We start from the raw sequence: 24,123 nt of genomic DNA, 5'->3' as shown, positions 1-24,123 counted from the left end.
ATCAGTATGGTTTTAAACTCCAAAAAAACAAGTTTAGGACTAACTGATTGATCAAGGATCCACTCTATGGCGGCATGCTTTCCTAATCAAGACTCATCCTTTTTAATTGAATAGCGTTGAGTTTAACAACAATGTACTAATGTAGGCAGTATATTAAAATGTATTTTAAAGAACTTATTCTAAATGAGTTTCTAATAATTTAGTGAGCTCATCTATCTTTTGCAATGCTTCTGTATTATCGGTACCTTTTTGTAATGATGAAATTTCTAATTTTGATGCAAATTGCAAAGCACACATAGCTAAAACATCCTGTTTATCACTAACTGCATAATTTTGCTCATACATAGAAATTAGTTTATTTATTGCGTTTGCAGCCTTTCTAGTACCTTCTTCTTCTTGTGTACTATTAACGCTTAACGGGTATGTTCTACCTGCAATTACAACATTAATCTTTAATTTCTTCACTATTTAATGACCTTAATCATTCAATTGAACGATGCATTTATCGATCTCTCGAATTAAAGCATTTATTTTGAGTTTTGTATCTCTGGTATTATCATTACTGCCTTCTATAGTTTTGGCAACCTTAAGCAAATTATATTGCTCTTGTTGTTTATCTAAAACTTGTTGCTTTTTTTGTAGCTGAACTTGTAAATCACTGGTGTTTTGTAGCAAAATTTCATTTTCCTTTTTTAAAAATTCGTAATTGGAAAGCATGTTTTTTAACTTAACTTCCAATAAATGAATTGCTTCTAGTGTGTTACTCATCTAACTTATAACAATCAAAACTATATCAACAAAGTTAGCGTTCTGTTTTAAATTTACCAAGATATTCTTCTCTTTTTACTAAATAACTGACTCATAATCAATTATGAATTCGTTCCTTTTTTATACTTTAGCGTAAAATTTTTGCACCTTGAAATTTTCATGTTTTCTATTATTTTTATTGACATCACTTACAATTTCATCACAGGAAAAATATCCAAAAGATGTGTTTGGAAGTCCGTTAGATATTCCAATAGTTTTGTCTGGTACTTTTGGCGAATTACGTAACAATCATTTTCACTCTGGAGTCGATATTAAAACTCAACGTAGAAATGGATTAAAAATTTATGCTCCTTTTGAAGGCTATGTTTCTAGAATTAAAATATCACTTTGGGGATACGGAAAAGCGTTGTATGTTACACATCCTAATGGATTTACGACTGTTTATGCCCATCTAAGTAAATATGGTGATGGTATTGAAGAGTATATAAAAAATGTACAGTATCAGAAAGAAAACTATCAAACAGGAAATGCATATCCTAAACCGCATGAACTTCCTGTAAAAAAAGGGCAAATTATTGCGTATAGTGGAGATACTGGGGGGTATGTTCCACCTCACTTACATTATGAATTTAGAGATACAAAAACAGAACATATCATAAATCCGATGCATTTTGGATTAACTCCAAAAGATACAAAAGCACCTACCATAAATTCTGTAGTAGCGTATCCTTTGCAAAGTGATTCAAGAATTAATCAGCGAAATAAAAAAGAAATACTAGCTATTAAAAACCTAGGAAATAACAGCTATACAACAGATAGAATTTTAGCAAGCGGAACAATAGGTTTTGGTATTAATGTTTTTGACAGATTAAATGACGCTCCTAATAAAAACGGTATTTACAGCCTTGAAATGAAGGTTAATGGAAAACGCGTGTATTATCATGATGTTGAAACTTTTTCTTTTTCAGAGAGTAAATACATTAATCTTTTAATTGATTATAAACATTATTCAAAATACAAAAGACGTTATCAGAAAACACATCAAGTAAAAGGAAATACCTTATCTATTTATGAAGATTTAATAAATAAAGGTCGTATTAAAATAAATGAGGGACTAAGTTATTCGATAGAAATTATTGCAAAAGATTATAAAAACAACACTAGCAGCATAAAAATTCCTGTGAAAGGCATTAAAAGTAACACTATTTTTAAAGAGATTGATACAACTGCATTTAAAATACATCACCAAAAGTTTAATAAGTTTTCTATCAAAAATGTAACAGTTGCTTTTCCAAAAAATACTTTTTACAATGATTTATTTTTAGACTTTAAAGTAAAAGATGGAGTTGCATCAATTCATAATAAAACAGTTCCTTTAGATAAAAAATTCACATTAACTTTTAATACCTCAAAGTATTCAAAAAAAGAAAAAAAACGTCTTTATATTGCTAATGTCACAAATAAAAAATATCCAAGACATCAATATACAAGAAAAAGAGACAGTGTGTTTTTTACGACAACAAAAACTTTAGGTAAATACTCTTTACTTTCTGACAATCAAAAACCTAAAATATATTCAATTAATTTTACCAATGAGCAAAACATATCAAAACACAACTTTTTAAAGGTTAAAATTGCAGATGTTGGTTCTGGAATAAAATCGTTTAGAGCCACTATTGATAACGATTGGATTTTGATGGAATACAACCTTAAAAAGAAAGAATTAAGCTATAATTTTAAAGATAAAAAACTAGTTGGAAACAAACATGTTTTTAAAATTGAAGTTTCTGATAACGTTGGAAATACCAATACCGCATCTAGAACGTTCTATAGAAAAGATTAATTTCTAAATGATATATTTGCACAAATTTTTATAAGTGAAAAAACTACTTTTAATTTTACTCATCTTCCCTTCTCTATTAATCGCTCAGAAAACGGCTATTATAAAAGGAACAGTTAAAAACAAAAACAATCAACCTATAGAAAAAGTATCAGTAAAGTTTGGTAAAACCGGAACTTCAACAGATGAAAAAGGTAGATATTCTATAAGAATCCCTGTAAAACAGACAATTTCTTTAGTATTTAGTCATGTTTCATACCATACATTAAGTAAAGAATTTACAAGTAAATCGATAAAAACTACTCGATACTCTCCTATTTTACGTTTAAAAACTGAACAATTAGAAGAAATCATTGTAAAAGATAAAAGAAACGAAGCTGAAGGAATTACAACTATTGACACTAAAAAAGTTCAAAATCTTATTGGCCCGAATGCAGGAGTTGAGAATGTTTTAATGACATTACCAGGAGTAAATAATAATAATGAACTTAGTACACAATATAATGTTAGAGGTGGAAATTTTGACGAAAACTTGGTGTATGTTAATGGAATTGAAATTTATAGACCATTTTTAGTTAGATCTGGTCAACAAGAAGGGTTAAGCTTTATTAACTCGCACATGATACAGAATATTAAGTTTTCTGCTGGTGGATTTCAAGCTAAATATGGTGATAAACTTTCTTCGGTTTTAGATATCACCTATAGAAAACCTAAAGAACTTAAAACCACTATCGATGCAAGTTTATTAGGCGCTAGTATTACTGTAGAAAAAGCTTTTAATGAAAAATTAAGTGGGATTATTGGAGTTCGTTATAGAGATAACAGCCTCTTTGTAAATAGCAAACAAGTTGAAGTTAACTTTAACCCTAATTTTACTGATGTACAATCTTTCTTATCTTATGATTATAGCGATAAATTAACGATAAGTTATTTAGGTAATTTTTCACTTAACAACTATAATTACAAACCTTTATCAAGAAAAACACGTTTTGGAACAGTTGCAGATCCACTAGAATTAATTGTTTTTTATAGTGGACAAGAAAAAGATGCCTATTTAACGTTATTTAATGCTGTTTCTGCTGAATATAAAGTAAATGAAGATTTAACCTTAACTGGTGTTGCTTCTATTTACAATACACAAGAAGAAGAACATTTTGATATTGCCGCAGCATATAATTTAGGAGAAGTTGATACTAATGTAGCTTCTGAGAATTTTGGTGAAGTAGAATTTTCTGAAGGAATTGGTTCTCAAATAAATCATGCTAGAAATGATTTAGATGCATTAATTACTAACCTGCAAATTAGAGGGACACTTAAGAAAGGTAAAAATCAATATGATTTTGGTGTTAAATATCAAAATGAAAATATAAAAGACAGAATTAGAGAGTGGGAAATCATAGATTCATTAGGTTTTGCTGTTAGACCACCTAATCATACTACTGCAAATAATCAACCCTATAGTTCTTTTAACGGACCAATAGAACCTTTTCAGAATATTCGAGTAGAAAATAATGTTCAAACAAATAGAATCTCTGGATTTGCTCAATTTAGTAGAAAAGATAATTGGAACGAACATGATGTATGGTATAATTTCGGAATACGAGCTCAACGCTGGAATGTTGCTTCAAACGGTGTAAGTCAAAGTCATTTTATTTTTAGTCCAAGAGCACAATTTGCTATTAAACCAGATTGGGAAAAAGACATGCTTTTCAGAATATCTGGTGGTTGGTATTCTCAACCTCCTTTTTATAAAGAGCTTAGAGATATAAACGGTGTAATTCATCCAGAAGTAAAAGCACAAAAATCGTTTCATTTGGTAGCTGGTAACGATTATAGTTTTAACATGTGGGAAAGACCTTTTAAATTGACTACAGCATTGTTTTATAAAAATTTATCTGATGTAAATTCCTATACAGTAGATAATGTACGAATTAGATATAGAGCTGATAATGTTACTGAAGCCTATGCATATGGATTAGACGTGCGACTTAACGGAGAATTTGTTCCAGGAAGTGATAGCTGGGTTAGTATTGGTTATTTAAAAACTGAAGAAAACATAGACAATAGAGGGTATATTGCAAGACCATCAGATCAACGTTTTAAATTGGGTATCCTTTTCCAAGATTATGTACCTAATATCCCTGATTTAAAAGCATATCTTAATTTAGTCTATAACACTGGAGTTCCTGGTGGTTCTCCTGCATATGCAGACGTATATCAGTTTCAAGAACGTTTGCGTGACTATAAACGTGCAGATATTGGTATATCCTATGTTTTTGCTGACATCAACAAACAACACACAACAGGTTGGTTATCTAAATTTAAAGAATTAACAGCTGGTTTAGAACTTTTTAATATGTTTGATATTCAGAACTCTATTACCAATACTTGGGTAAGAGATGTGTATTCTAAGCGTCAATATGGAATTCCGAATTTTATGACTGGAAGAGTATTAAACTTTAAAGTGAGTATGCAGTTTTAAAAAAGCCCTTAATGAAGGTAACATTAAAGGCTTTTATCAACCAAATCAAATAACAAATAAAGGAATTTATTTAGTATAAATATAGTTAGATTTTTAATAGTTTTTCTACCTATAAATAGTGATTTTTATAAATAAAAAAAGCGAGATAAAAACATAATACCTCGCTTAAAAAAAAATGCAAAATTCTAACAAATAATTAACTCTTTCTTTTTATAATTTTCTTTGTAATTTTCCCTTTATCTGTAAATATCTTTAACATGTAAATACCGTTTGACAACATTTTAATATTTACATTTTCCTTATTACTAGACTTAACCTTCTTCCCTAGTATATTATAGATTTCTACTTTGGTAAGTTTAATATTATTAGAAAGATTAATTTTGAAATTATCTTCAATAGGATTCGGATAAATAGCTATATTATCTCTTAGAATATCTTTATTAGACAAAGATGGTTGCTGACAAAAAGTGTTATAACTTGCAGTTACATCTTTTTCCCAATTGCTATTATTTTTTGCATCATCTATATTATCAACTTGTATACATGTTAATTGATTATTACCTGTAGCAATAAGTTTTGTTAAACCTTTATTACCTGCAATATTTAAGTAAACTAATTTATTGTTACTAACAATTAACTCTTTAAGGCTAGAGACCATAGACGCATCAATTTCTTCAATTAAGTTATTTGAAACATTCAATATTTTAACTCCATTATTAGTTCTTGCAATGGTTCTTCTTTCTCCTGATATTCTAGATGATAAAACAACAGTTGTAGAATTTAATAAACTACTAATATCTGTTATAGTATTACCAGAAATATCAATACTTGCAGCATTAGTAAAAGCTTCAAGACCTGTAACATCTGTAATATTTTGACCACTTAAATCTAAATCCCCAGTAAATGCTTGCGCTTCTTCTATAGTTATCATTCCATCTCCATCTCCATCTAAACCTGGAATAGCTTCTAAAACAGTTTCTAATGCTTCATCTTCTGTGTGTATTTCCCAAACAGAGCTACAACTTGTATTAAAAGAAAGACCGGGATCAACGTTTGTCCAATTTGTAGTTGAATAGGTTACATCATCTACTTCAACACAGGTTAAATCAACATTCCCTCTTGAATCAAAATAAGTAAAATTACTATTGTTACCATTTTTAACATTTAGCTTTGTTAATTGATTATCATTGACACTAAATGATAACAATTTATCATTTTTAGATACATCTAACTCAGTTAATAAATTATTTCCTATTCTAAAATCTTCCAGTAGTAGCAACATACCTACATTAATGCTAGTTAATTTATTATTATTGAGTCGAACATTATCTAATTTTATATTATTAGAAAAATCTATACTTGTTATTAGATTATCATAAACTTGTATAGTTGTTAAGTTTGTATTTTTACTTATATCAATACTTGTAAGTTGATTACCATGAGCATAAAAAATATTTAAATTTGTTAGGAAGCTAACGTCTACAGTCGTTATTTGATTTCTCATAATTCCCAAAGTCTCAATTAATGGGTTTTTAGAAACATCAATTGTTGTTAATTGATTATCATTTACAAAAAGTGATGCTAAATTTACGTTTGCTGAAACATCTATATTTGTCAAATTATTCTCTCCTAGACTTAATGTTGTTAATTTTAAGTTTTTTGAAACATCTGCACTTGTTAAATTATTAATTCTAACATCTAAACCAGTAATATTTATAAAAGCCTCTAGACCAGTTAAATCAGCAACTTCTAACTCTTTTGCTACTAAATTCCCTGTAAAAGCCTCTGCTTCTGCAACTTGAATTTCTGCATCTCCATTTGTATTTACATCTGTATTTGATATTAATGCAGCTTTAAAATTTGTGTCTGGAATATTAACAACTAGTGGTTTGTAACAATCTACGCTAAACACTGATGCATCATCAACATTTGTCCAATTTGTAGTTGAATAATCTACATCATCTACTTCTACACAGGTTAAGTTTGGGTTGTCATTTAAACTTATTGTATGGATTGTTGCATTTGCAGAGTTATTAAGATTTACTTTGGTTAAAAGGCTATTATTGTCTAGATAAACTGCTTCTAGCAAAGAATTATTTTTCAAATCTATTTCAAAAATATCGTTATTTTGAAGCTGTAGAGTTCTTAATTTTACATTTTTTGACACCTTTAAATTCGTTAATTTATTACTAGAAACAACTAATTTTATTAACTCAGTATTATTGCTTATATCTAAATTTTCAATAATATTATTCCCCACTGTTAACTGCTCTAATTTGGTGTTACTAGCTGTATTTAAAGAAGCAATTTTATTGTTAGCAAAGGTAACAGCTAATAAGTTTGTATTGTTTGAAATATCAATAGTTGAAATATCGCTATCAGAAATATCTAAATACTCTAAACTAATATTTTTTGATACATCAATAGCTGAAATACTTGTTTTAAAAACAGAAAATATCTTTAAATTAATATTATGAGATATATTTATATTACTAATAGGATTGAAACCTATAAACAACTCATTTAATTTGATATTATTTGATAAATCAATACTGTTTATAGTATTTCCTTCAATATTTAATTTTGTAATATTTATCATAGCTTTTATACCAGTAACATCTGCTATAGTTTTTGAACTAATGTTTAAATCAGTTATAGCTTCTGCGTCACTCAGTAAAATATTACCATTTAATCCATTAGAATCATAACCAGCATCTATTAAAGCCTGCTCAAAATTTGTATCTGGTATATTTACAATTTGTGCATTTACAGGAAATCCACAATCTACATTATATACAGAATTATCATCAATATTTGTCCAATTTGAAGTTGCATAATCAACATCATCAACTTGAATACAAGTTAAACCAGTGTTTTTTGATAAATCAATTTCAGTAATAGCAGTATTTGTTCCATTATTTAGATTAATTGAGGTTAGTTCATTTTCATTTAAAAACAATCTTTTTAATGAAGTATTATTTGAAACATTAATAGTTTTAAGTTTAGCTTTGTATGCATCAATTCTTTCTAAAAGTGGGTTATTAGAAACATTTAACTCAGTAATCTCATTTTCACCCATTCTTAAATCATACAATTTTGGGTTTTTACTAATATCTAAAGTTGTTAATTTTGCATCAGAAACATACAACCTTTCTAGTTCTGGCAACAATGTTACATCTATTGTAGATATTGATGTTTGCCAAAAATGCACTCTATTTAGTTTGGTGTTTTTAGATAAATTTACAGTTCCTAAATTTAAATTTAAATCAAAATTCATTTGTTCTAAATTTGTATTTGTGGAAATATCTAAGGAAGTAATATTATTTTTACTTCCCCAAAGTCTCTTTAGTTTTAAATTATTTGAAACATTAATATTATCTAACTTATTTTCAGATAAATACAAATATTCTAAATCTAAGTTTTTAGAAACATCTGTTTTAGAAATATTGTTTTGATTTGCAATAAAACTCTTTAATAAAATGTTTTTACTAACATCTATTTCTGTTAAATCATTTACTCTTACATCTAAATAAATTAAAAAAGGATTATTAGAAATATCAATTTTATTAATTTCATTATATCCTGCAAATAGGTATGTTAATTTTGGCATGTACTTTATAGCAGAAATATCTTTTATTTTCCCATTAACATTCGTTAAATTGGGGTTAAGAGGAATTTCAGAATGTACTACATTAGTAGGATTCCATAATTTTAAACTATCAATTTTTTCAGCATCTGTAAGTAACAATTTTCCATCTAAAGTAGTATTAGAATCCCAACCTAAATCTATTAATGCTTGTTCAAAATTTGCATCTTCAATAGGAATAATTGTTTGTGAGAAAATATTAAATACCGTAAATGAAAATAACAAATAAAGTAGTCTTTTATTCATAATATAAGTTTTTGTAAAAATGTTATTTTTTATATAAATAGTCAATACCTAGATATAGGTATTCATTAAGTTACTAAGGGCAAAATACTTTTGCATATTTATACCAATCAAATACAGAATTTGTATCAAGTTTTTGTTTAATGTTTTTTCTATGTGTATCTACTGTGGAAGTAGCAATAAAAAGTTTATCAGCTATCTCATTGGTTTTGTACCCATTTGTAACTAATCTAAAAATTTCATTTTCTTTTTTAGTTAAAGAATAGAATTTTGATTTATTTAATTTTTTAAATCTTTTATCTTCTTTTAAATTAGTTGATAATTTTGCTAGCTCTGGTAAATCCTGTAATGTCAAATTATAAAAATAAAGAAAGTCTTCAATAAGACTTATTGGCATTACTTTATTATCAATTAGATATTTATTATCAATAGTTTTATATGCATTGTTATACTTTAATTTAATTACCCCCATAATCAATTTGTGTTTTTTTTGTTTATAACAAAATTAATTTGTCTAGCTAAAAAAAAACCATACTTTAGTATGGCTTTATAATTATGAGAAAGACCTTTATACTTTTACTTCTTATTTTTTTAACAATTGCCTGTTCAGTTATTGATAATGACACCACTTACACTTTTCAGGATAAAGTAAAAATGCTTGATTTTAAAAGCGATACTTTAGAGATAAAAGATGTTATTTTATTATATAAAAAAGGGAAATTCACAGAATCAATAAGTGAAAAAGTATTTTACTCTCTTAAAGATCAACAAAATAGTTGGTTACATTTTCAAATAGATTCATTAAATAAAGATAAGTATCTCATTAATTGGAACAGTTACTTAAAAACTGGTCAAGTTTTTATTGTAACACAAAATATTATACAAGAATTAAACTCTAACTACAGATATAACCCACTTAAAGAAAGAAAAGTTAATTTTCGTTTACCAACATGGAAACTCAAAAAGAACAATAAAAAAACTAATGTTTTTATTAAAATAAATGATAGCGACAGGTATCACTCCAATTTAAAATTTTTATTATTAAATACTAATGATTTTTTAAAATTTACTCAAGAAGATGCTAGATATAATATAGCAATCTGCACTTTTTTATTAATTTTAGGTTTTATAATTTTAGTGTTATTTTACATACAAAAGCAGTATAATTTACTTTGGTATTTTGGATATATGGCTTTTTTAATAACAGATTACTTAATCTTTAAAGGTCTCTGGTTTAATGATTTATTATCTAATGACCCTTTTTTATTTCATAATCTTAAAACATTAGTACAAACTTCTTTAGTACTTTTCGCAGCATTTTTTTTTATGAATTTATATCCTTTTGAAAGAAAAAACTCATTTTCTAAAAATCTATTTAAAACTGCTGCTTTTACCTCTTTTATTATTATTCTATTGTTGATTTTAAAATGGGTCATCGACGATGTACAGTTTAATTTATATTGGTATTGGATTCCCGTAAGAATCAGCGCTATACTTATTTTTATCGCTCATTTTATTTTAATATTCAAAAAAATAATACCTTTTTATTTAGGTATTTCTTTTTTACTTACCATACTATTTGCCATAGTACATTTATTTATAAATCCAAACCCAAAAATATCACTAAACTCTGCACTTTTATTAGTGAATTTCTCCTATGTTTTAATGGTTTTAGAAACTCTTTTAATAACATACTATGTTATTAGTGAAATTGTAAAAGAAAAAATGTTAGCTATTAATTTACGTCAAGAAAATTTGAACTTACGAAATAGTTTTCAAGAGAATTTACTAAAATCTCAACATTTAGAACGTAATAAATTAGTCAATAATGTACACGACAGCTTTGGTGGTTATTTAGAAGCTTTAAAACTTCGACTTTTAAATAAATCTAAAAATACCCCAGAAAAAGTTCAAGAAATTTTAGACTCATTTTATAAAGAATATCGTTATTTATTATACAGCTTGTATTCGCCGAAAATTAACTCAGAAAATTTTATTGAAAATTTAAATGAGTTTTGTTATAAATTTAATCAACTTACAAATAATCGTATTCAAAACAATTTTGATATTAAAAATATAGAACTATCGTCAGAAAAATGTGTGCATTTTTATAGAATAATCTCAGAATTAACAACCAACGCAATTAAGTATTCTAAAGCTTCAAAAATTATTATAGAAATTAATAATAATGAAAATTATTTTTATTTAGTAGTAAAAGATGACGGAATAGGTTTTGATAAAAAATTAATTAAAAAAAATAGTTTAGGTATAAAGAGTATAGAAAATCGTGTATTACAAATGAACGGTAAGATTAATATTGACTCTAAAATTAATAAAGGAACATTTATAAAAATAAGCATCCCAATCTAATGACAAAAGAACCATTAAAAATTGTAATAGCAGATGATAATCGCTTTTTTTGTGATGCTTTAAAGGATAGCTTAAATATACATGATGAATTTACTATAAGTAATACTTTTACTTCTTTAGACTCTCTAATATCGTTCACTAATAATTCTATTTTTGATATTTTAATTTTGGATGTAAATTTTAATGGTCTTAGTTCTTTAGACTTTATTCATAAAATAAAAAACGATACTTCAGATTTTAAAATTATTGCATTAACAACTATGAATAATAATTTCATAAAAGAAAAAGCGCTAAATAAAGGTGTTGATTATTTTATTGGAAAAGACAGTGATTTATCAAACTTTAAAGAGGTTATTTTAAATTGTTACAAGAATGATCAAGAAAAGGTTAACAATAAATCTTTTAAAATATCTATAGGTAATTTGGATTTTACAAAAAGAAAATTAGAAGTTTTAGAAGCATTATATAATCACTCTGATAAAAAAGAAAAAGAACTTTCTAAAATCTTAAATATCTCCGAGAGTTCTTTAAAATCTCATAAAAGAGAATTATTTGAAATTACAAATACTAAAAATACTCCAGAACTATTAAAATTTGGAATTCAAAATGGATTAATAGTTTTTTAATCCAATATTTGACTAGCATGTACTTTTGTTTTTACTTTTAAAATTACATCTTCAATAACACCATTTTCATCAATAACAAAAGTAGTTCTATGAATTCCGTCATATTCTCGACCCATAAACTTTTTTGGTCCCCAAACACCAAATGCATTAATTACAGATTTATCTTCGTCTGCTAACAAAGGAAACGGTAACCCATGTTTATCTATCCAATTTTGTTGACGTTTTGCTGAATCTGCACTTGCACCCAAAATTCGATATCCTTTGGCTAAAAAAGATTGATAATTATCACGTAAATCACAAGCCTCAGCTGTACAACCAGGCGTACTTGCTTTCGGATAAAAGAATAACACCAACTTTTTACCTGAAAAATCAGAAAGCTTTACTGTATTTCCTTTTTCATCTTTAGATTCGAAATTTGGAGCTTTATCCCCTACTTTTAATGATGTCATATCCTGTTGAGTTTATAAAGTATAAAAATACAACGTTTATAAAGTTTCTTCTAACATTTTCTTAAAAAAATGATGTCAAGTAAGATATTATACTTTCAACTTTTTTAACTTTACAACTTAATAATTCATTTTATGACCAAACAAGAAAAGGTTCAATTTGTAATTGAGACACTTCAAGAAAAATACCCAACAATACCAATTCCGTTAGATCATAAAGATCCCTATACCTTATTAATTGCTGTTTTGTTATCTGCACAATGTACAGATCTTAGAGTTAATAAAATTACACCTCTTTTATTTGCTAAAGCTGACAATCCGTTTGATATGATTAAAATGACTGTTGAAGAAATTAAAGATATTATTCGCCCCTGCGGATTATCACCCATGAAATCTAAAGGTATTTATGGGCTTTCTAAAATATTAATTGATAAATATGATGGCGAAGTACCTCAAAGTTTTGAAGGTTTGGAAGAATTACCAGCAGTGGGGCATAAAACAGCAAGTGTAGTGATGAGCCAAGCTTTTGGCGTGCCTGCTTTTCCTGTAGATACTCATATCCATAGATTGATGTGGCGTTGGAACCTTACAAATGGTAAAAACGTTACACAAACAGAAAAAGATGCAAAACGTCTATTTCCTAAAGAATTATGGAACGATTTACATTTGCAAATAATTTGGTATGGAAGAGAATATTCGCCCGCTAGAGGTTGGGATTTAGATAAAGATATTATTACTAAAACTATTGGTAGAAAAACTGTTTTAGAGAAATATTATAAAACTTAAACCATAAAAAAAGCCCCAACATTTGTTGAAGCTTTTTCCACTCTTAATTCAAATTCAATTCAATGAGATTTTTTGATTTGGTTTTTACAATAGTTAGTGATTTGGAAAAATTAATCAAAAATTGAACTGTTTCTTGTTTAGGTTGCATCTGAAACTCAGATGACTTTTTAAAGTAAATTTGCATCATATAAGCAGGTTTTAGATTTAGTTATCAACTACTTAACGATACATTTTTACATTTATTGTTAGTTCACTAAAATAATTTTATTCTTTTCTATTATCTTTCTTAAATTAATAAGCGCATATCGCATCCTACCTAAAGCAGTATTGATACTAACACCTGTATTTTCAGATATTTCATTAAAGCTCATATCTTTATACATACGCATTTTTAATACTTCTTTTTGCTCTTCTGGTAATTCTTCAACCAAATCCCTAACATCAGATAAGATTTGTTCTTTTACCATCTTTTTTTCTGCATTTAATTCACCATCACCTAATACAGAAAAAATATCAAACTCATCTGTATTTTTAAATGTCGGCATTCTATTACTTTTTCTAAAAAAATCGATGATTAGATTTTGGGAAATACGCATCACCCATGGTAAAAACTTACCTTCTTCGTTATAATTCCCTTTTTTTAAGGTTCTTATCACTTTTATAAAGGTATCTTGAAAAATATCTTCTGTAATATTTCTATCGTGAACTTTGTTATAGATAAAACTATATAAGCGTTGTTGATGTCTTTTTATTAATTTTTCTAAGGCAATTTCGTTTCCTCTGATATAGTCGCTAACTAGAGTACTGTCTTGGGCTACTTCTTTACGCATCATAAATTACTTTTAAGAAAAACGAGTGTTTTTCTGATTAATATTTAATTATAATTTTAAAAGTAATTTTAAACTATATGCGTGTTTTTGTGGTTATTAATAAGCCAAATATTGAAATATTTTTTTAAATCAACAAACTTTTTAACAAAAAATCGATTTATTTTTTTCTAAATCTAGTATTAAAAGTAGTATTTTTATGCTCTATTTTTTTATTAAATGACGACAGATATAGCTACTGCAAATCCTAAAGAAAACATTATTATTAAAGGAGCAAAACTCCATAATTTAAAAAATATTGATGTTGTAATTCCTAGAAATAAATTGGTAGTAATCACTGGTTTATCAGGGTCTGGTAAATCTTCTTTAGCTTTTGATACGTTGTATGCTGAAGGACAAAGACGATATGTTGAGAGTTTATCTTCATATGCTCGTCAATTTTTAGGAAAATTGCACAAACCAAAAGTAGATTATATAAAAGGAATTGCTCCAGCTATTGCTATTGAACAAAAAGTGAATTCTACAAATCCACGTTCTACAGTTGGTACATCAACAGAAATTTACGATTACATAAAACTATTGTATGCTAGAATTGGTAAGACCTTCTCTCCTATTTCAAATGCTGAAGTTAAAAAAGATACCGTTTCGGATGTTGTAAATCACATTAAAACATTAGAAGAAAAAACTAAGCTTTTATTACTTTCTCCAATTGTTATTGATGAAAACAGAGATTTAAAGACTGTTTTGCAGGTTTTAGAGCAACAAGGATATGCTAGGTTAAAATATAAAGATACTGTTTATAGAATTGGAGAATTTCCATTAAAAGAATATAAAAATGATGATTTATTTTTAGTAGTTGATAGGATCATTACTAAGAATGATGAAGATTTTTATAATAGATTGGCAGATGCAATACAAACTGCTTTTTTTGAAGGAAAAGGAGTTTGTATGATAGAAAATTTAGCAACTAAAACTATAAAAGAATTCAGTAATAAATTTGAATTAGACGGAATTACTTTTTTAGAACCCAACACTCATTTTTTTAGTTTTAATAATCCTTACGGAGCTTGTCCAACCTGTGAAGGATATGGAAATGTAATAGGAATTGATGCTGATTTAGTCATCCCAAATACAGGTTTATCTATTTATGAAGATTGTATATTTCCTTTTAAAACAGAAGCATATAAACATTATAAAGAAGATTTAATTTTAAATGCTGCGAAATTTGATATTCCAATTCATAAACCTTGGTTTCAAATTCCTGAAAAACAAAAAAATCTAGTTTGGAACGGAACTAAAAAATTCAAAGGTATTAATGATGTTTTTAAATTATTAGAAGAAAAAAGTTATAAAATTCAGAATAGAGTAATGCTTTCTCGTTATCGAGGAAAAACAGAATGTACAGATTGCAATGGTAAACGTTTACGTAAAGAAACCGATTATGTAAAAATCAATAATAAAACAATTTCTGATCTAGTAACACTTCCTTTAGATGAATTAATTATTCATTTTAAAAATTTAAAACTTAATAAATACGAAGAAAAAATTGGTAAACGGTTGCTTACTGAAATCAATAACAGATTACAATTCTTAAATGATGTTGGATTAAATTATTTAACCATAAATAGAACATCCAATACACTTTCTGGCGGTGAAAGTCAGCGAATAAATCTAGCAACATCTTTAGGAAGTTCGTTAGTTGGCTCCATGTATATTTTGGATGAACCTAGTATTGGTCTACATCCAAAAGACACTGAAAGACTAATTGGGGTTTTAAAAGATTTACGTGATTTAGGGAATACTGTTGTAGTTGTAGAACATGATGAAGACATTATGAAAGAAGCCGATTATATTATAGATATTGGCCCAGAAGCAGGAACGTTTGGTGGAAATGTAGTTGCAGAAGGAACTTTTGATCAAATCTTAAAGTCAGATTCTTTAACTGCTAAATATTTAAATGAAGAATTAAAAATTGAAGTACCAACCACTAGAAGAACGTCGAATAATTATATTCAAATTATTGGTGCTAGAGAACATAATCTACAAAACATAAATGTTACGTTTCCATTAAATTGCTTATCAGTAATTACCGGAGTTTCTGGTTCTGGAAAAAGCACGTTAGTAAAGAAAATTCTATATCCATCCATGCAAAAAAAACTGATTGGTTATGGAGATAAAATTGGACAGCACACAGAAATTAAAGGAAGTTATGAGAATATAAAACATGTGGAATTTATAGACCAAAACCCTATTGGTCGTTCTTCACGCTCAAATCCCGTTACTTATATAAAAGCCTATGATGATATTAGAATGTTGTTTTCTAATCAGAAGTTATCAAAAATAAGAAACTATAAACCCAAACATTTTTCTTTTAATGTGGAAGGTGGACGCTGCGAATTTTGTAAAGGTGAAGGTGAAGTTACCATAGAAATGCAGTTTATGGCTGATGTACATTTAGAATGTGATACGTGTAAAGGAAAACGTTTTAAGAAAGAAGTATTAGAAGTTACTTTTGACGGAAAATCTATTGATGACATTCTAAATTTAACCATTGATGAAGCTGTTGCTTTTTTCTCTGAAAACTTGGCAACAAAAATTGCTAGTAAATTAAAACCGTTACAAGACGTTGGTTTAGGTTATGTACAATTAGGTCAATCTTCTTCAACTCTTTCTGGTGGTGAAGCTCAACGTATAAAATTGGCCTCCTTTTTAGTAAAGGGAAATACCAAAGACAAAGCCTTATTTATTTTTGATGAACCTACAACTGGCTTACATTTTCATGATATTAAAAAATTATTAGCATCATTTAATGCTTTAATAGAAAAAGGACATTCAATTATTGTGATTGAACATAATATTGAGCTCATAAAATGTGCTGATTATATTATTGATCTTGGCTTAGAAGGTGGTAAAAATGGTGGTAATCTTATTTTTTCTGGTACACCAGAGGATTTAGCAAGAAATAAAAAATCATTTACTGCAAACTATTTAAAAGATAAATTAGTATTTTAGGATTCCGTTACGAACAAAATATAATTAACTAGACTGTGTTTTGTCATAAATTCCTCGTAACTAACATAGTAATGATATTCAATTTAACCAATACCCAAAAAATAAATTGGGTTCGCATAATTGCTGTCGTATCTACATTAATTTTAATGTTATACGCACCTAAACTTTGGATTACAACCAAGGATTTTCCTGTTATACCATTGTTTGACTGGTTACCAATACCAAAATATCCTTTAGACTATATTCTTGCAATTTTCTTTTTTGGGATACAAGTGCTCTATATTTTTCAAAATAAAAGGTGGCAAGGTTGGACCATCATTATTTTATATGTTTTATTAGCTCTTATTGATCAAAATAGACTCCAACCCTACTTCTATCAAAGTATATTAACAGTTTTTGCCATAGAAATTTTCAATAAAAAAGCTGAGCCTAAAAAAATACTTTACGCTGTAATTCTTATCTTCTTTGCCACATATTTTTGGAGTGGAGTTCATAAGCTAAATGAGATTTTTTATCAGCAATGGATGGGAGCTTTATTAAAGCATTTTAGCTTTTTACCAGAATGGTTTTTACAGGCTTTTACCTATGCTGTACCTTGGTTAGAATCTGGAGTTGGAATTTTACTACTATTTAATAAAACAAGAAAACTTGGAGTTTCTTTAATAGTAATAATGCATTTAGGAATTACCGTTCTTTTATTTTACCTAGGTTATGGTTACAATGTTGTTCCTTGGAATATACAAAACATCTTAAGTGTATTTATAATATTTTGGACATTACAAACAACTTCATGGTTAGATTTTTTCACTATGTCTTTAGATTATCAAAAAGTTCTTGTATTGCTTTTCACAATTATTTTACCTTTTAGTAACCTTTTGGGTGGCTGGGATCATTTATTATCTTTTAGCTTTTTCACTTCGAAATTGAAATATTATTATATAGAAATTGATGAGGAATTAGAAGACAATTTACCCGAACATATTCAAAGGTATTATAGATACAATAATAACAAGCCTAGAATTTACACGAATGAATGGGCTGGTGATGTTAACAAAGTACTTTTTTATCCAGAAGATAGAATAATTAAATACACAGAAGAATATTTACGTTCATTTGCTAAAAACCCTAAAAAAAATGATTTAACAAAAAAAACAGTTTACAACCAATAAAAGAGAAAGAAAATTATGGAGATGGAAATTAAAATACTTATTGTTGAAGATAATGTAATTATCGCCGACGACTTACAATTAAGCTTAGAAAAATTAGGGTACAATGTTATTGGCAACGTTATTTCTTATGAAGAAGCCTTAGCAACTTTAGAAAAAAACAAAGCTGATATTGTCTTATTAGATATTAGCCTTGCAAGCAAAAAAACTGGAATAGAATTAGCAGAACACATTAATAATACGTACAAAATACCTTTTATTTATTTAACATCAAGTTCTGATTTGGAAACTATAAAAAAAGCTTCTAAAACTAAACCAGACTCCTACTTAGTTAAACCTTTTGATCTTAATAATATTAAAGCTTCCATAGAGATAGCATTTGAAAATCATATAAATTCAAGCAATAAAATAATTGAAGAAAATATTTTTGTTAAAAAAAATAATTTATATCATAAAATACCTATTAAAGAAATTTCTTATATAAAATCTGATAATGTTTATTTAGAATTATACTGCCTTAAACATCAAAAATATATTTTAAGATCTACTTTAAAAGGGTTTATTTCAAAACTACCAAATAACTTTTATAAATGTCATAAATCTTATATAATAAACTTAAACCAAGTATCTGCTTTTAACTATAGACAAGTGATTGTTAACAAAGTAGAGATTCCTGTTTCTTCAGAATTTAGGTCATTTTTAAAGAAATTTATTAATTAAATGAAGTTATTAAGACCCTTATTATTTTTTATATTTTTTTCTATTTCAAATAATCTTTATTCTCAAATAGAAAAAATACATTTAGAAAATTATACATTATTTTTAAAAGAGAAAGACTATAAAAAAAAGATAGATCTTTTTCATTCTTTCAGACCAATTGACTTTAAACCCATGAAGAATTGGTTAATCTATTTTACTGAAGAAGAAAAAAAATATATAAACAACCCAGAAAGCTTATTTTATATTAAAATTTTAATAGTTGAACTACATAATACTGTTGGTAACTATAAAAAAGCAATGACCGTTGCTTATAATTATTACCTGAAAAATTTTGATTCTTTAAAAAAAGAACAATTATGTAGCCTCTTAGGATATGCAGACACTAATGCTAGAGAAATAAAAAGTACTTTAGACCAAATTAAAATCAATAGAGAAAAATTAAAGGTTTGTGTAATAAAAAAATTTAAAATTTATGATATTTATAGTAGAATTGGACTAAACGAACTTGCTCTAAAAAGCTATAAAGAATTTAACACAGACACAATTAAAAAACAATACAGTTTTAATTATGCTTCAACATTAAATAATATTGGCGTATTCCATATGAGAGCTAAAAAGTGGGATTCAGCTTATTATTATTATTCTAAATCCCTACGATATTTTAAGCAAATTAATGTAGAAACATTAAAGAAAAATAAAAAATTAGCAGCTAGGGATTTTTGGATTGGCCTAGTAAAAGGTAATATTGCTCAATGTCACATGAATTTTGGAGAATATGATAAGGCTTTACCTTTACTTTTATATGAAGTTAAATCTGCTAATTTTTTTTTAAAAAAGAAAAATTGGTCAGCTAAAAACAGTAGTTGGGAACAATTAGCAAGTTGCTACTTAAATTTAAACAAATTTAAGATAGCTAATAAATATATTGATAGCTTGAAAGGGTTAGATAACTATCTTTATTTGAAATTAAAATCATCTTATCATAAAGATTTCATTAAAAGCGATTCTTCAACTTATTTTAGTGAAAAATATAATAAAATTAATGACTCTTTAAATATTATTAATGAAAAAGAAAAAAAACAAGCAATAATTAATCTCATAGACTTTCAAGAAGAAATTGTTGCACAAAAAGAAGAAATTAATAAAATAAACAATGAAAATATTATTAGAAATAATAGAATTAAAATAATTTCTGGTTTATTTATCATTGCTCTAATTATATTGTTCGCCTTAGGCATATTTTATTACAAATTAAGAAAACAGAAAACAATTATTTCTTCACAAAAAAATTCGATTGAAAAAAACTTAACTGAAAAAAACATTTTATTAAATGAACTAAATCATCGTGTAAAAAACAATTTACAGGTTATGAGTAGTATTATGAATCTTCAATTAAATAAGATTAAAAATGCTTCATTAAAAGAAACCTTTCAATACTCTATTAATAAAATTAATGTTTTATCAATTGTACACAGTACGTTGTTTAAAAATGAAAGTTTATCTGATATTTCTTTGTTAGAATATATAAAAAGTATCATTGATAATTTAAACAGTCTATATAATACACAAAAACAGATTTCTTATAACATCAACATACCAGAAAATCTTTCTATTCATATAGATCAAACTCAAGCGATAGGACTCATCATCAATGAATTAATCACAAATTCTTACAAATATGCATTTCGAGAAGAAAAAGATAATTTAATAACAATTAGTATCTCTAAAAAAGCTGATGTTATTTCTTTTGATTATAGAGATAATGGTATTGGAATAGATGTTGAAGAAATAAATAAAAATAAAACAATTGGTATAAATCTCATCCGAAGACTCGTTAATCAACTGGGTAGTAAACCATTAATAGAATCTGTTAATGGAATGAAAATTACATTTAACTTTATTGAAAAAAGTACAATTTAATAGTATTTTACAACATATCTATAGCAGCTTACAACATAAATTATTCTTTCCTATAAATCTATAGTACATTTATACCAAGCTAAAGAATTAGTACCTATACAGCGTTTTATTTTACCCCCTAAGTATTCTATTTTTAAATAGCTGTAGTTAAAATTACATTTGTCCTCAGTAATTCTACTAGCTGATTAATGATACATCTATAAAATTTTATAGATGTATTTTTAACATATATCACTTCTTAAAATTTTAATTTAATAAAACATTTACATCTTAAAAATCAGTTTTCTTTAAGATTAACTACAGATTGTAATTTAAACGTAATTAATTCTGACAAAAAACTTAGTGTTTCGCAAGTGTTTTCTTTATTATATTCATTAATTACCTCAATTGTTTTTAAAGAAGCTTCTCTGTACTCTACGGCATGTTGTTCAACAGGAACGGTTTGTTGAAACAATAAAGAAAAATAATCTATCATGTTATTAAAATAGATTTTATCATCTTCATTAACAGTCAATCTAAAACTGTTAAGAAATTCCACTACTTTTTCTATTCCACCATGCTCATCAATTTTCTTTTTCATTTTATCCTGTAAGCTCATTCAATATATATTATAATTTGGAAGTTAAAGATACAAAAAAAGTCTTCTCAAATTGAGAAGACTTTTTTTTTTGGGTGGAAGACGGGACTCGAACCCGCGACACTCGGTACCACAAACCGATACTCTAACCAACTGAGCTACAACCACCATATTGCGGGTGCAAATATAATCGTTTTTTCTATTGCTAAAAAAGAAAAAATTAAATTAATTTATCTAAACTTTCTATGGCTACATAACGCTCTGTAGTAAAACCTTCTGCAGATTCAACGCCAATTAATCTACCTAGTTCTTTTGCTCTATAATTAATGCTTTCAGTAAAATTTTTACTTGTAATTGGAGTTTCTGGTTCACTACTATTTGGATCAAAAAATTGTGAAGAATATGCAAATACCGACTTCATCTTTAAGTCCATAAAACCAGTAACATCTATTACAAAATCGGGTTTTAAACTTTTCCACTGTATATAATGATATACATGCTTAGGTCTCCATTTTTCTTGTTCCTTACCTCCTATCTCTGTTGCAATTTTTAACAAACCACTTAAAAAACAGGCATCAGAAACCAAATTACTACCTTTTGGATGATCTATATGCCTATCATCTATGGCATTACATAAAACAATTTCTGGTTGATATTTTCGTATCATCTTAATGATTTCTAATTGATGTTTTTTATCATTCATAAAAAAGCCATCAGCAAAACCTAAATTCTCTCTTATAGTAACCCCTAAAATATTCGCAGCATCTGCAGCTTCTTGATCTCTAATTTCCGCAGATCCACGTGTACCTAATTCACCACGCGTTAAATCTATAATCCCAACTTTTTTCCCTAAAGAAATCTCTTTGGCAATAGTTGCGGCACAACCTAATTCTACATCATCAGGATGCGATCCAAAAGCTAATATGTCTAATTTCATATAAATAAAATATATCTGCTAATTTACTAAAACCTTTTTTCTTTTTACTTAAAAAAGAATATCTTCGTTTTATGATATCTGTTGTTATTATTGGTAAAGGAAATGTGGCTACGCATTTAACAAATGCTTTTAAAAAAGCGGATAAGGTGAATGTTTCTAGCATAAACTCCAGAAAACTAAAAGATATTCCAACAGCAGATATTACAATTATTGCAGTTTCGGACGATGCTATTGAAGAAGTATCATCAAAAGTTACTAATTCATTTGTTGTACATACATCTGGAAGTGCTTCCATAAAATCATTGAAAAACAATACTCGAAAAGGAGTTTTCTACCCTTTACAAACGTTTACGAAAGGAAAAAAAGTTGACTTTAATGAAATTCCTTTTTGTTTAGAAACTGAAAATGAAAAAGACTTAAAATTATTAGAAAAAGCAGCAAAAACAATAGGAACAAAAATATTTTCAATAAACACAAAGCAAAGAAAAGCTTTACATGTAGCTGCTGTTTTTGTAAATAATTTTACGAATCATTTGTATAAAACTGCTAATGATATTTGTAAAGACCAAAATGTGCCTTTTGAAATTCTTCTACCACTAATAAAAGAAACAGCTAATAAAGTAGAGCAAATATCTCCCAAAAAAGCGCAAACAGGTCCAGCAATCAGAAACGACAAAAAAACAATAAAAAATCATTTAGATTTGTTGAATAAAGAACAACAAGAGATCTATACACTTTTAACAAATTCAATCCAACATGGAGAAAAGCTATAAACAATTCTTACCAGAAATATCTACATTAATTTTTGATGTAGATGGCGTGTTAACAAACGGAATTGTTACTATTATGCCAGATGGCGAATTGGTAAGACAAATGAATATTAAAGATGGCTATGCCTTAAAAACAGCTGTGGATAAAGGGTATAAAGTCTGTATTATTTCAGGTGGCACCAATGAAGGTGTAAGAACTCGCTTAGCTAATTTAGGTATAAAAGATATTTATTTAGGAGCGCATAATAAAATAAAACAATATCAAGAACTCCTTGAAAAATATAATTTAGAAGCTAAAGAAGTATTATATATGGGTGATGACATTCCAGATTTTCCAGTAATGAAATTAGTAGGAATGCCTTGTTGTCCCAACGATGCAGCACAAGAAATTCAATCTATTTCTAAATATATTTCAGATAAAAAAGGTGGTGAAGGCTGTGTACGAGATGTTATTGAGCAGATAATGCGAGTGCAAGGAAAATGGGATGAAAACTTTGATGCAAAATATGATTAATCAGTTTGGAACACTAATTGATATTCATTAAAAAAAACATTTATCATGATAAAACAAATCAGTACACTTTTATTACTATGTCTAGCAATAAACTTAAATGCACAAACAATTTTTGGAAAATGGAATTCTAAAGATGATAAAACAGGTAAAGTAGATTCTGTTATTGAAGTTTACGAAAAAGACGGAAAAGCATTTGCTAAAATTGTAAAGATTTATGATCCTGAAAGACAAGAGGCTGTTTGTAATCTTTGTGAAGGAGAAAACAAAAACAAAAAAATACTTGGACTAAACATTTTAACTGGTTTAAAAAAAGACGGTAAAGAATGGTCTGGCGGAGAAATATTAGATCCTAGAAATGGGAAAGTCTACAAATGTTATATTAAACTAACTAATAAGAATAAGTTAAAAATACGTGGATATATTGGTGTTGCATTGTTTGGTAAAACAGCTTATTGGTATCGTGATGAGTAGTT

20 protein-coding genes, 1 tRNA gene and 1 other RNA gene are annotated in these 24,123 nt (G+C 27.2%); 12 read left to right on the top strand and 10 right to left on the bottom strand.

Translation table 11 applies throughout. The features are described 5' to 3' along the window. Positions 1-14: 14 nt before the first annotated feature. The 3 genes from ssrS to OD91_RS00390 all read right to left on the bottom strand — a co-directional run bounded on the left by ssrS (position 15) and on the right by OD91_RS00390 (position 768). Positions 15-122: non-coding RNA, 6S RNA (gene ssrS, locus OD91_RS00400), on the bottom strand. Between the two features lie 52 nt (positions 123-174). Beyond that, positions 175-465: a cell division protein ZapA gene (locus tag OD91_RS00395; protein ID WP_144894434.1), complete on the bottom strand. Its 291-nt coding sequence runs from the start codon at positions 463-465 to the stop codon at positions 175-177. 12 nt (positions 466-477) lie between these two features. Next, a complete protein-coding gene (locus tag OD91_RS00390; RefSeq protein WP_144894433.1) occupies positions 478-768 on the bottom strand; it encodes a hypothetical protein in 291 nt (96 codons plus the stop codon). Between the two features lie 178 nt (positions 769-946). Between OD91_RS00390 and OD91_RS00385 the strand changes: the two genes are divergently transcribed. After that, positions 947-2,611, top strand: a complete 1,665-nt coding sequence (locus OD91_RS00385; protein ID WP_144894432.1) for a M23 family metallopeptidase — start codon at positions 947-949, stop codon at positions 2,609-2,611. Between the two features lie 34 nt (positions 2,612-2,645). After that, positions 2,646-5,090, top strand: a complete 2,445-nt coding sequence (locus OD91_RS00380; protein ID WP_144894431.1) for a TonB-dependent receptor — start codon at positions 2,646-2,648, stop codon at positions 5,088-5,090. Between the two features lie 196 nt (positions 5,091-5,286). Here OD91_RS00380 and OD91_RS00375 read toward each other — a convergent pair whose 3' ends face one another. Continuing rightward, positions 5,287-8,982: a T9SS type A sorting domain-containing protein gene (locus OD91_RS00375; protein WP_144894430.1), complete on the bottom strand. Its 3,696-nt coding sequence runs from the start codon at positions 8,980-8,982 to the stop codon at positions 5,287-5,289. A gap of 73 nt (positions 8,983-9,055) precedes the next feature. Then, complete coding sequence (locus tag OD91_RS00370; protein ID WP_144894429.1) at positions 9,056-9,451, bottom strand: helix-turn-helix transcriptional regulator; 396 nt, start codon at positions 9,449-9,451, stop codon at positions 9,056-9,058. 182 nt (positions 9,452-9,633) lie between these two features. Here OD91_RS00370 and OD91_RS00365 point away from each other — a divergent pair, with 182 nt between their 5' ends. Both OD91_RS00365 and OD91_RS00360 read left to right on the top strand, forming a co-directional pair. Continuing rightward, on the top strand, positions 9,634-11,349 hold the full coding sequence (locus tag OD91_RS00365; RefSeq protein WP_222428662.1) for an ATP-binding protein: 1,716 nt from the start codon (positions 9,634-9,636) through the stop codon (positions 11,347-11,349). Next, complete coding sequence (locus tag OD91_RS00360; RefSeq protein WP_144894427.1) at positions 11,349-11,975, top strand: response regulator transcription factor; 627 nt, start codon at positions 11,349-11,351, stop codon at positions 11,973-11,975. The genes OD91_RS00365 and OD91_RS00360 overlap by 1 nt, the downstream gene beginning before the upstream one ends. On the opposite strand, the gene bcp is transcribed toward OD91_RS00360, so the two are convergent. Next, positions 11,972-12,424, bottom strand: coding sequence for a thioredoxin-dependent thiol peroxidase (gene bcp, locus OD91_RS00355; protein ID WP_144894426.1), 453 nt, complete (start codon positions 12,422-12,424; stop codon positions 11,972-11,974). The genes OD91_RS00360 and bcp overlap by 4 nt on opposite strands. 132 nt (positions 12,425-12,556) lie before the next feature. Between bcp and nth the strand changes: the two genes are divergently transcribed. Continuing rightward, positions 12,557-13,207 carry an endonuclease III gene (gene nth, locus OD91_RS00350; RefSeq protein WP_144894425.1) on the top strand — a complete coding sequence of 217 codons (651 nt, stop codon included), beginning with the start codon at positions 12,557-12,559 and terminating at the stop codon, positions 13,205-13,207. Positions 13,208-13,452: 245 nt separating this feature from the next. On the opposite strand, the gene OD91_RS00345 is transcribed toward nth, so the two are convergent. Beyond that, the gene (locus tag OD91_RS00345; RefSeq protein ID WP_144896885.1) at positions 13,453-14,037 is read right to left on the bottom strand and encodes an RNA polymerase sigma factor; all 585 of its coding nucleotides are present in this window, start codon (positions 14,035-14,037) and stop codon (positions 13,453-13,455) included. 216 nt (positions 14,038-14,253) lie between these two features. Between OD91_RS00345 and uvrA the strand changes: the two genes are divergently transcribed. The 4 genes from uvrA to OD91_RS00325 all read left to right on the top strand — a co-directional run bounded on the left by uvrA (position 14,254) and on the right by OD91_RS00325 (position 20,852). After that, positions 14,254-17,046 carry an excinuclease ABC subunit UvrA gene (gene uvrA, locus OD91_RS00340; protein ID WP_144894424.1) on the top strand — a complete coding sequence of 931 codons (2,793 nt, stop codon included), beginning with the start codon at positions 14,254-14,256 and terminating at the stop codon, positions 17,044-17,046. A gap of 71 nt (positions 17,047-17,117) precedes the next feature. Continuing rightward, positions 17,118-18,215 carry a MauE/DoxX family redox-associated membrane protein gene (locus OD91_RS00335; RefSeq protein ID WP_144894423.1) on the top strand — a complete coding sequence of 366 codons (1,098 nt, stop codon included), beginning with the start codon at positions 17,118-17,120 and terminating at the stop codon, positions 18,213-18,215. 21 nt (positions 18,216-18,236) lie between these two features. Further along, positions 18,237-18,932, top strand: coding sequence for a response regulator (locus tag OD91_RS00330; protein WP_370511731.1), 696 nt, complete (start codon positions 18,237-18,239; stop codon positions 18,930-18,932). A 171-nt stretch (positions 18,933-19,103) separates the two neighbouring features. Further along, positions 19,104-20,852, top strand: coding sequence for a histidine kinase dimerization/phosphoacceptor domain -containing protein (locus tag OD91_RS00325; protein ID WP_186434358.1), 1,749 nt, complete (start codon positions 19,104-19,106; stop codon positions 20,850-20,852). Positions 20,853-21,129: 277 nt separating this feature from the next. Here the strand turns inward: OD91_RS00325 and OD91_RS00320 are convergent, their stop codons facing one another. The 3 genes from OD91_RS00320 to bshB1 form a co-directional block, all read right to left on the bottom strand. Then, a complete protein-coding gene (locus tag OD91_RS00320) occupies positions 21,130-21,432 on the bottom strand; it encodes a hypothetical protein (RefSeq protein ID WP_144894420.1) in 303 nt (100 codons plus the stop codon). A 90-nt stretch (positions 21,433-21,522) separates the two neighbouring features. Next, positions 21,523-21,598: transfer RNA gene (locus OD91_RS00315), tRNA-His, on the bottom strand. A 51-nt stretch (positions 21,599-21,649) separates the two neighbouring features. Beyond that, positions 21,650-22,366 (bottom strand): bacillithiol biosynthesis deacetylase BshB1, encoded by a 717-nt coding sequence (bshB1, locus tag OD91_RS00310; RefSeq protein ID WP_144894419.1) that lies wholly within the window; start codon positions 22,364-22,366, stop codon positions 21,650-21,652. 71 nt (positions 22,367-22,437) lie between these two features. Between bshB1 and OD91_RS00305 the strand changes: the two genes are divergently transcribed. From OD91_RS00305 to OD91_RS00295, 3 genes are read left to right on the top strand one after another with little or no spacing between them, the layout of a single operon-like run. Further along, positions 22,438-23,139 (top strand): Rossmann-like and DUF2520 domain-containing protein, encoded by a 702-nt coding sequence (locus tag OD91_RS00305; protein ID WP_144894418.1) that lies wholly within the window; start codon positions 22,438-22,440, stop codon positions 23,137-23,139. Continuing rightward, positions 23,123-23,650, top strand: a complete 528-nt coding sequence (locus OD91_RS00300) for an HAD family hydrolase (RefSeq protein ID WP_144894417.1) — start codon at positions 23,123-23,125, stop codon at positions 23,648-23,650. Before OD91_RS00305 ends, OD91_RS00300 begins: the two co-directional genes overlap by 17 nt. Positions 23,651-23,695: 45 nt before the next feature. Further along, positions 23,696-24,121: a DUF2147 domain-containing protein gene (locus OD91_RS00295; protein ID WP_255513121.1), complete on the top strand. Its 426-nt coding sequence runs from the start codon at positions 23,696-23,698 to the stop codon at positions 24,119-24,121. Positions 24,122-24,123: the final 2 nt, after the last annotated feature.

This window comes from Lutibacter sp. Hel_I_33_5 (assembly GCF_007827455.1).
In the GTDB taxonomy this organism is placed as follows: Bacteria; Bacteroidota; Bacteroidia; order Flavobacteriales; family Flavobacteriaceae; genus Polaribacter.
The sequence above is the reverse complement of the archived record's forward strand: the minus strand, read 5'-3'. Positions and strand labels throughout refer to the sequence as shown.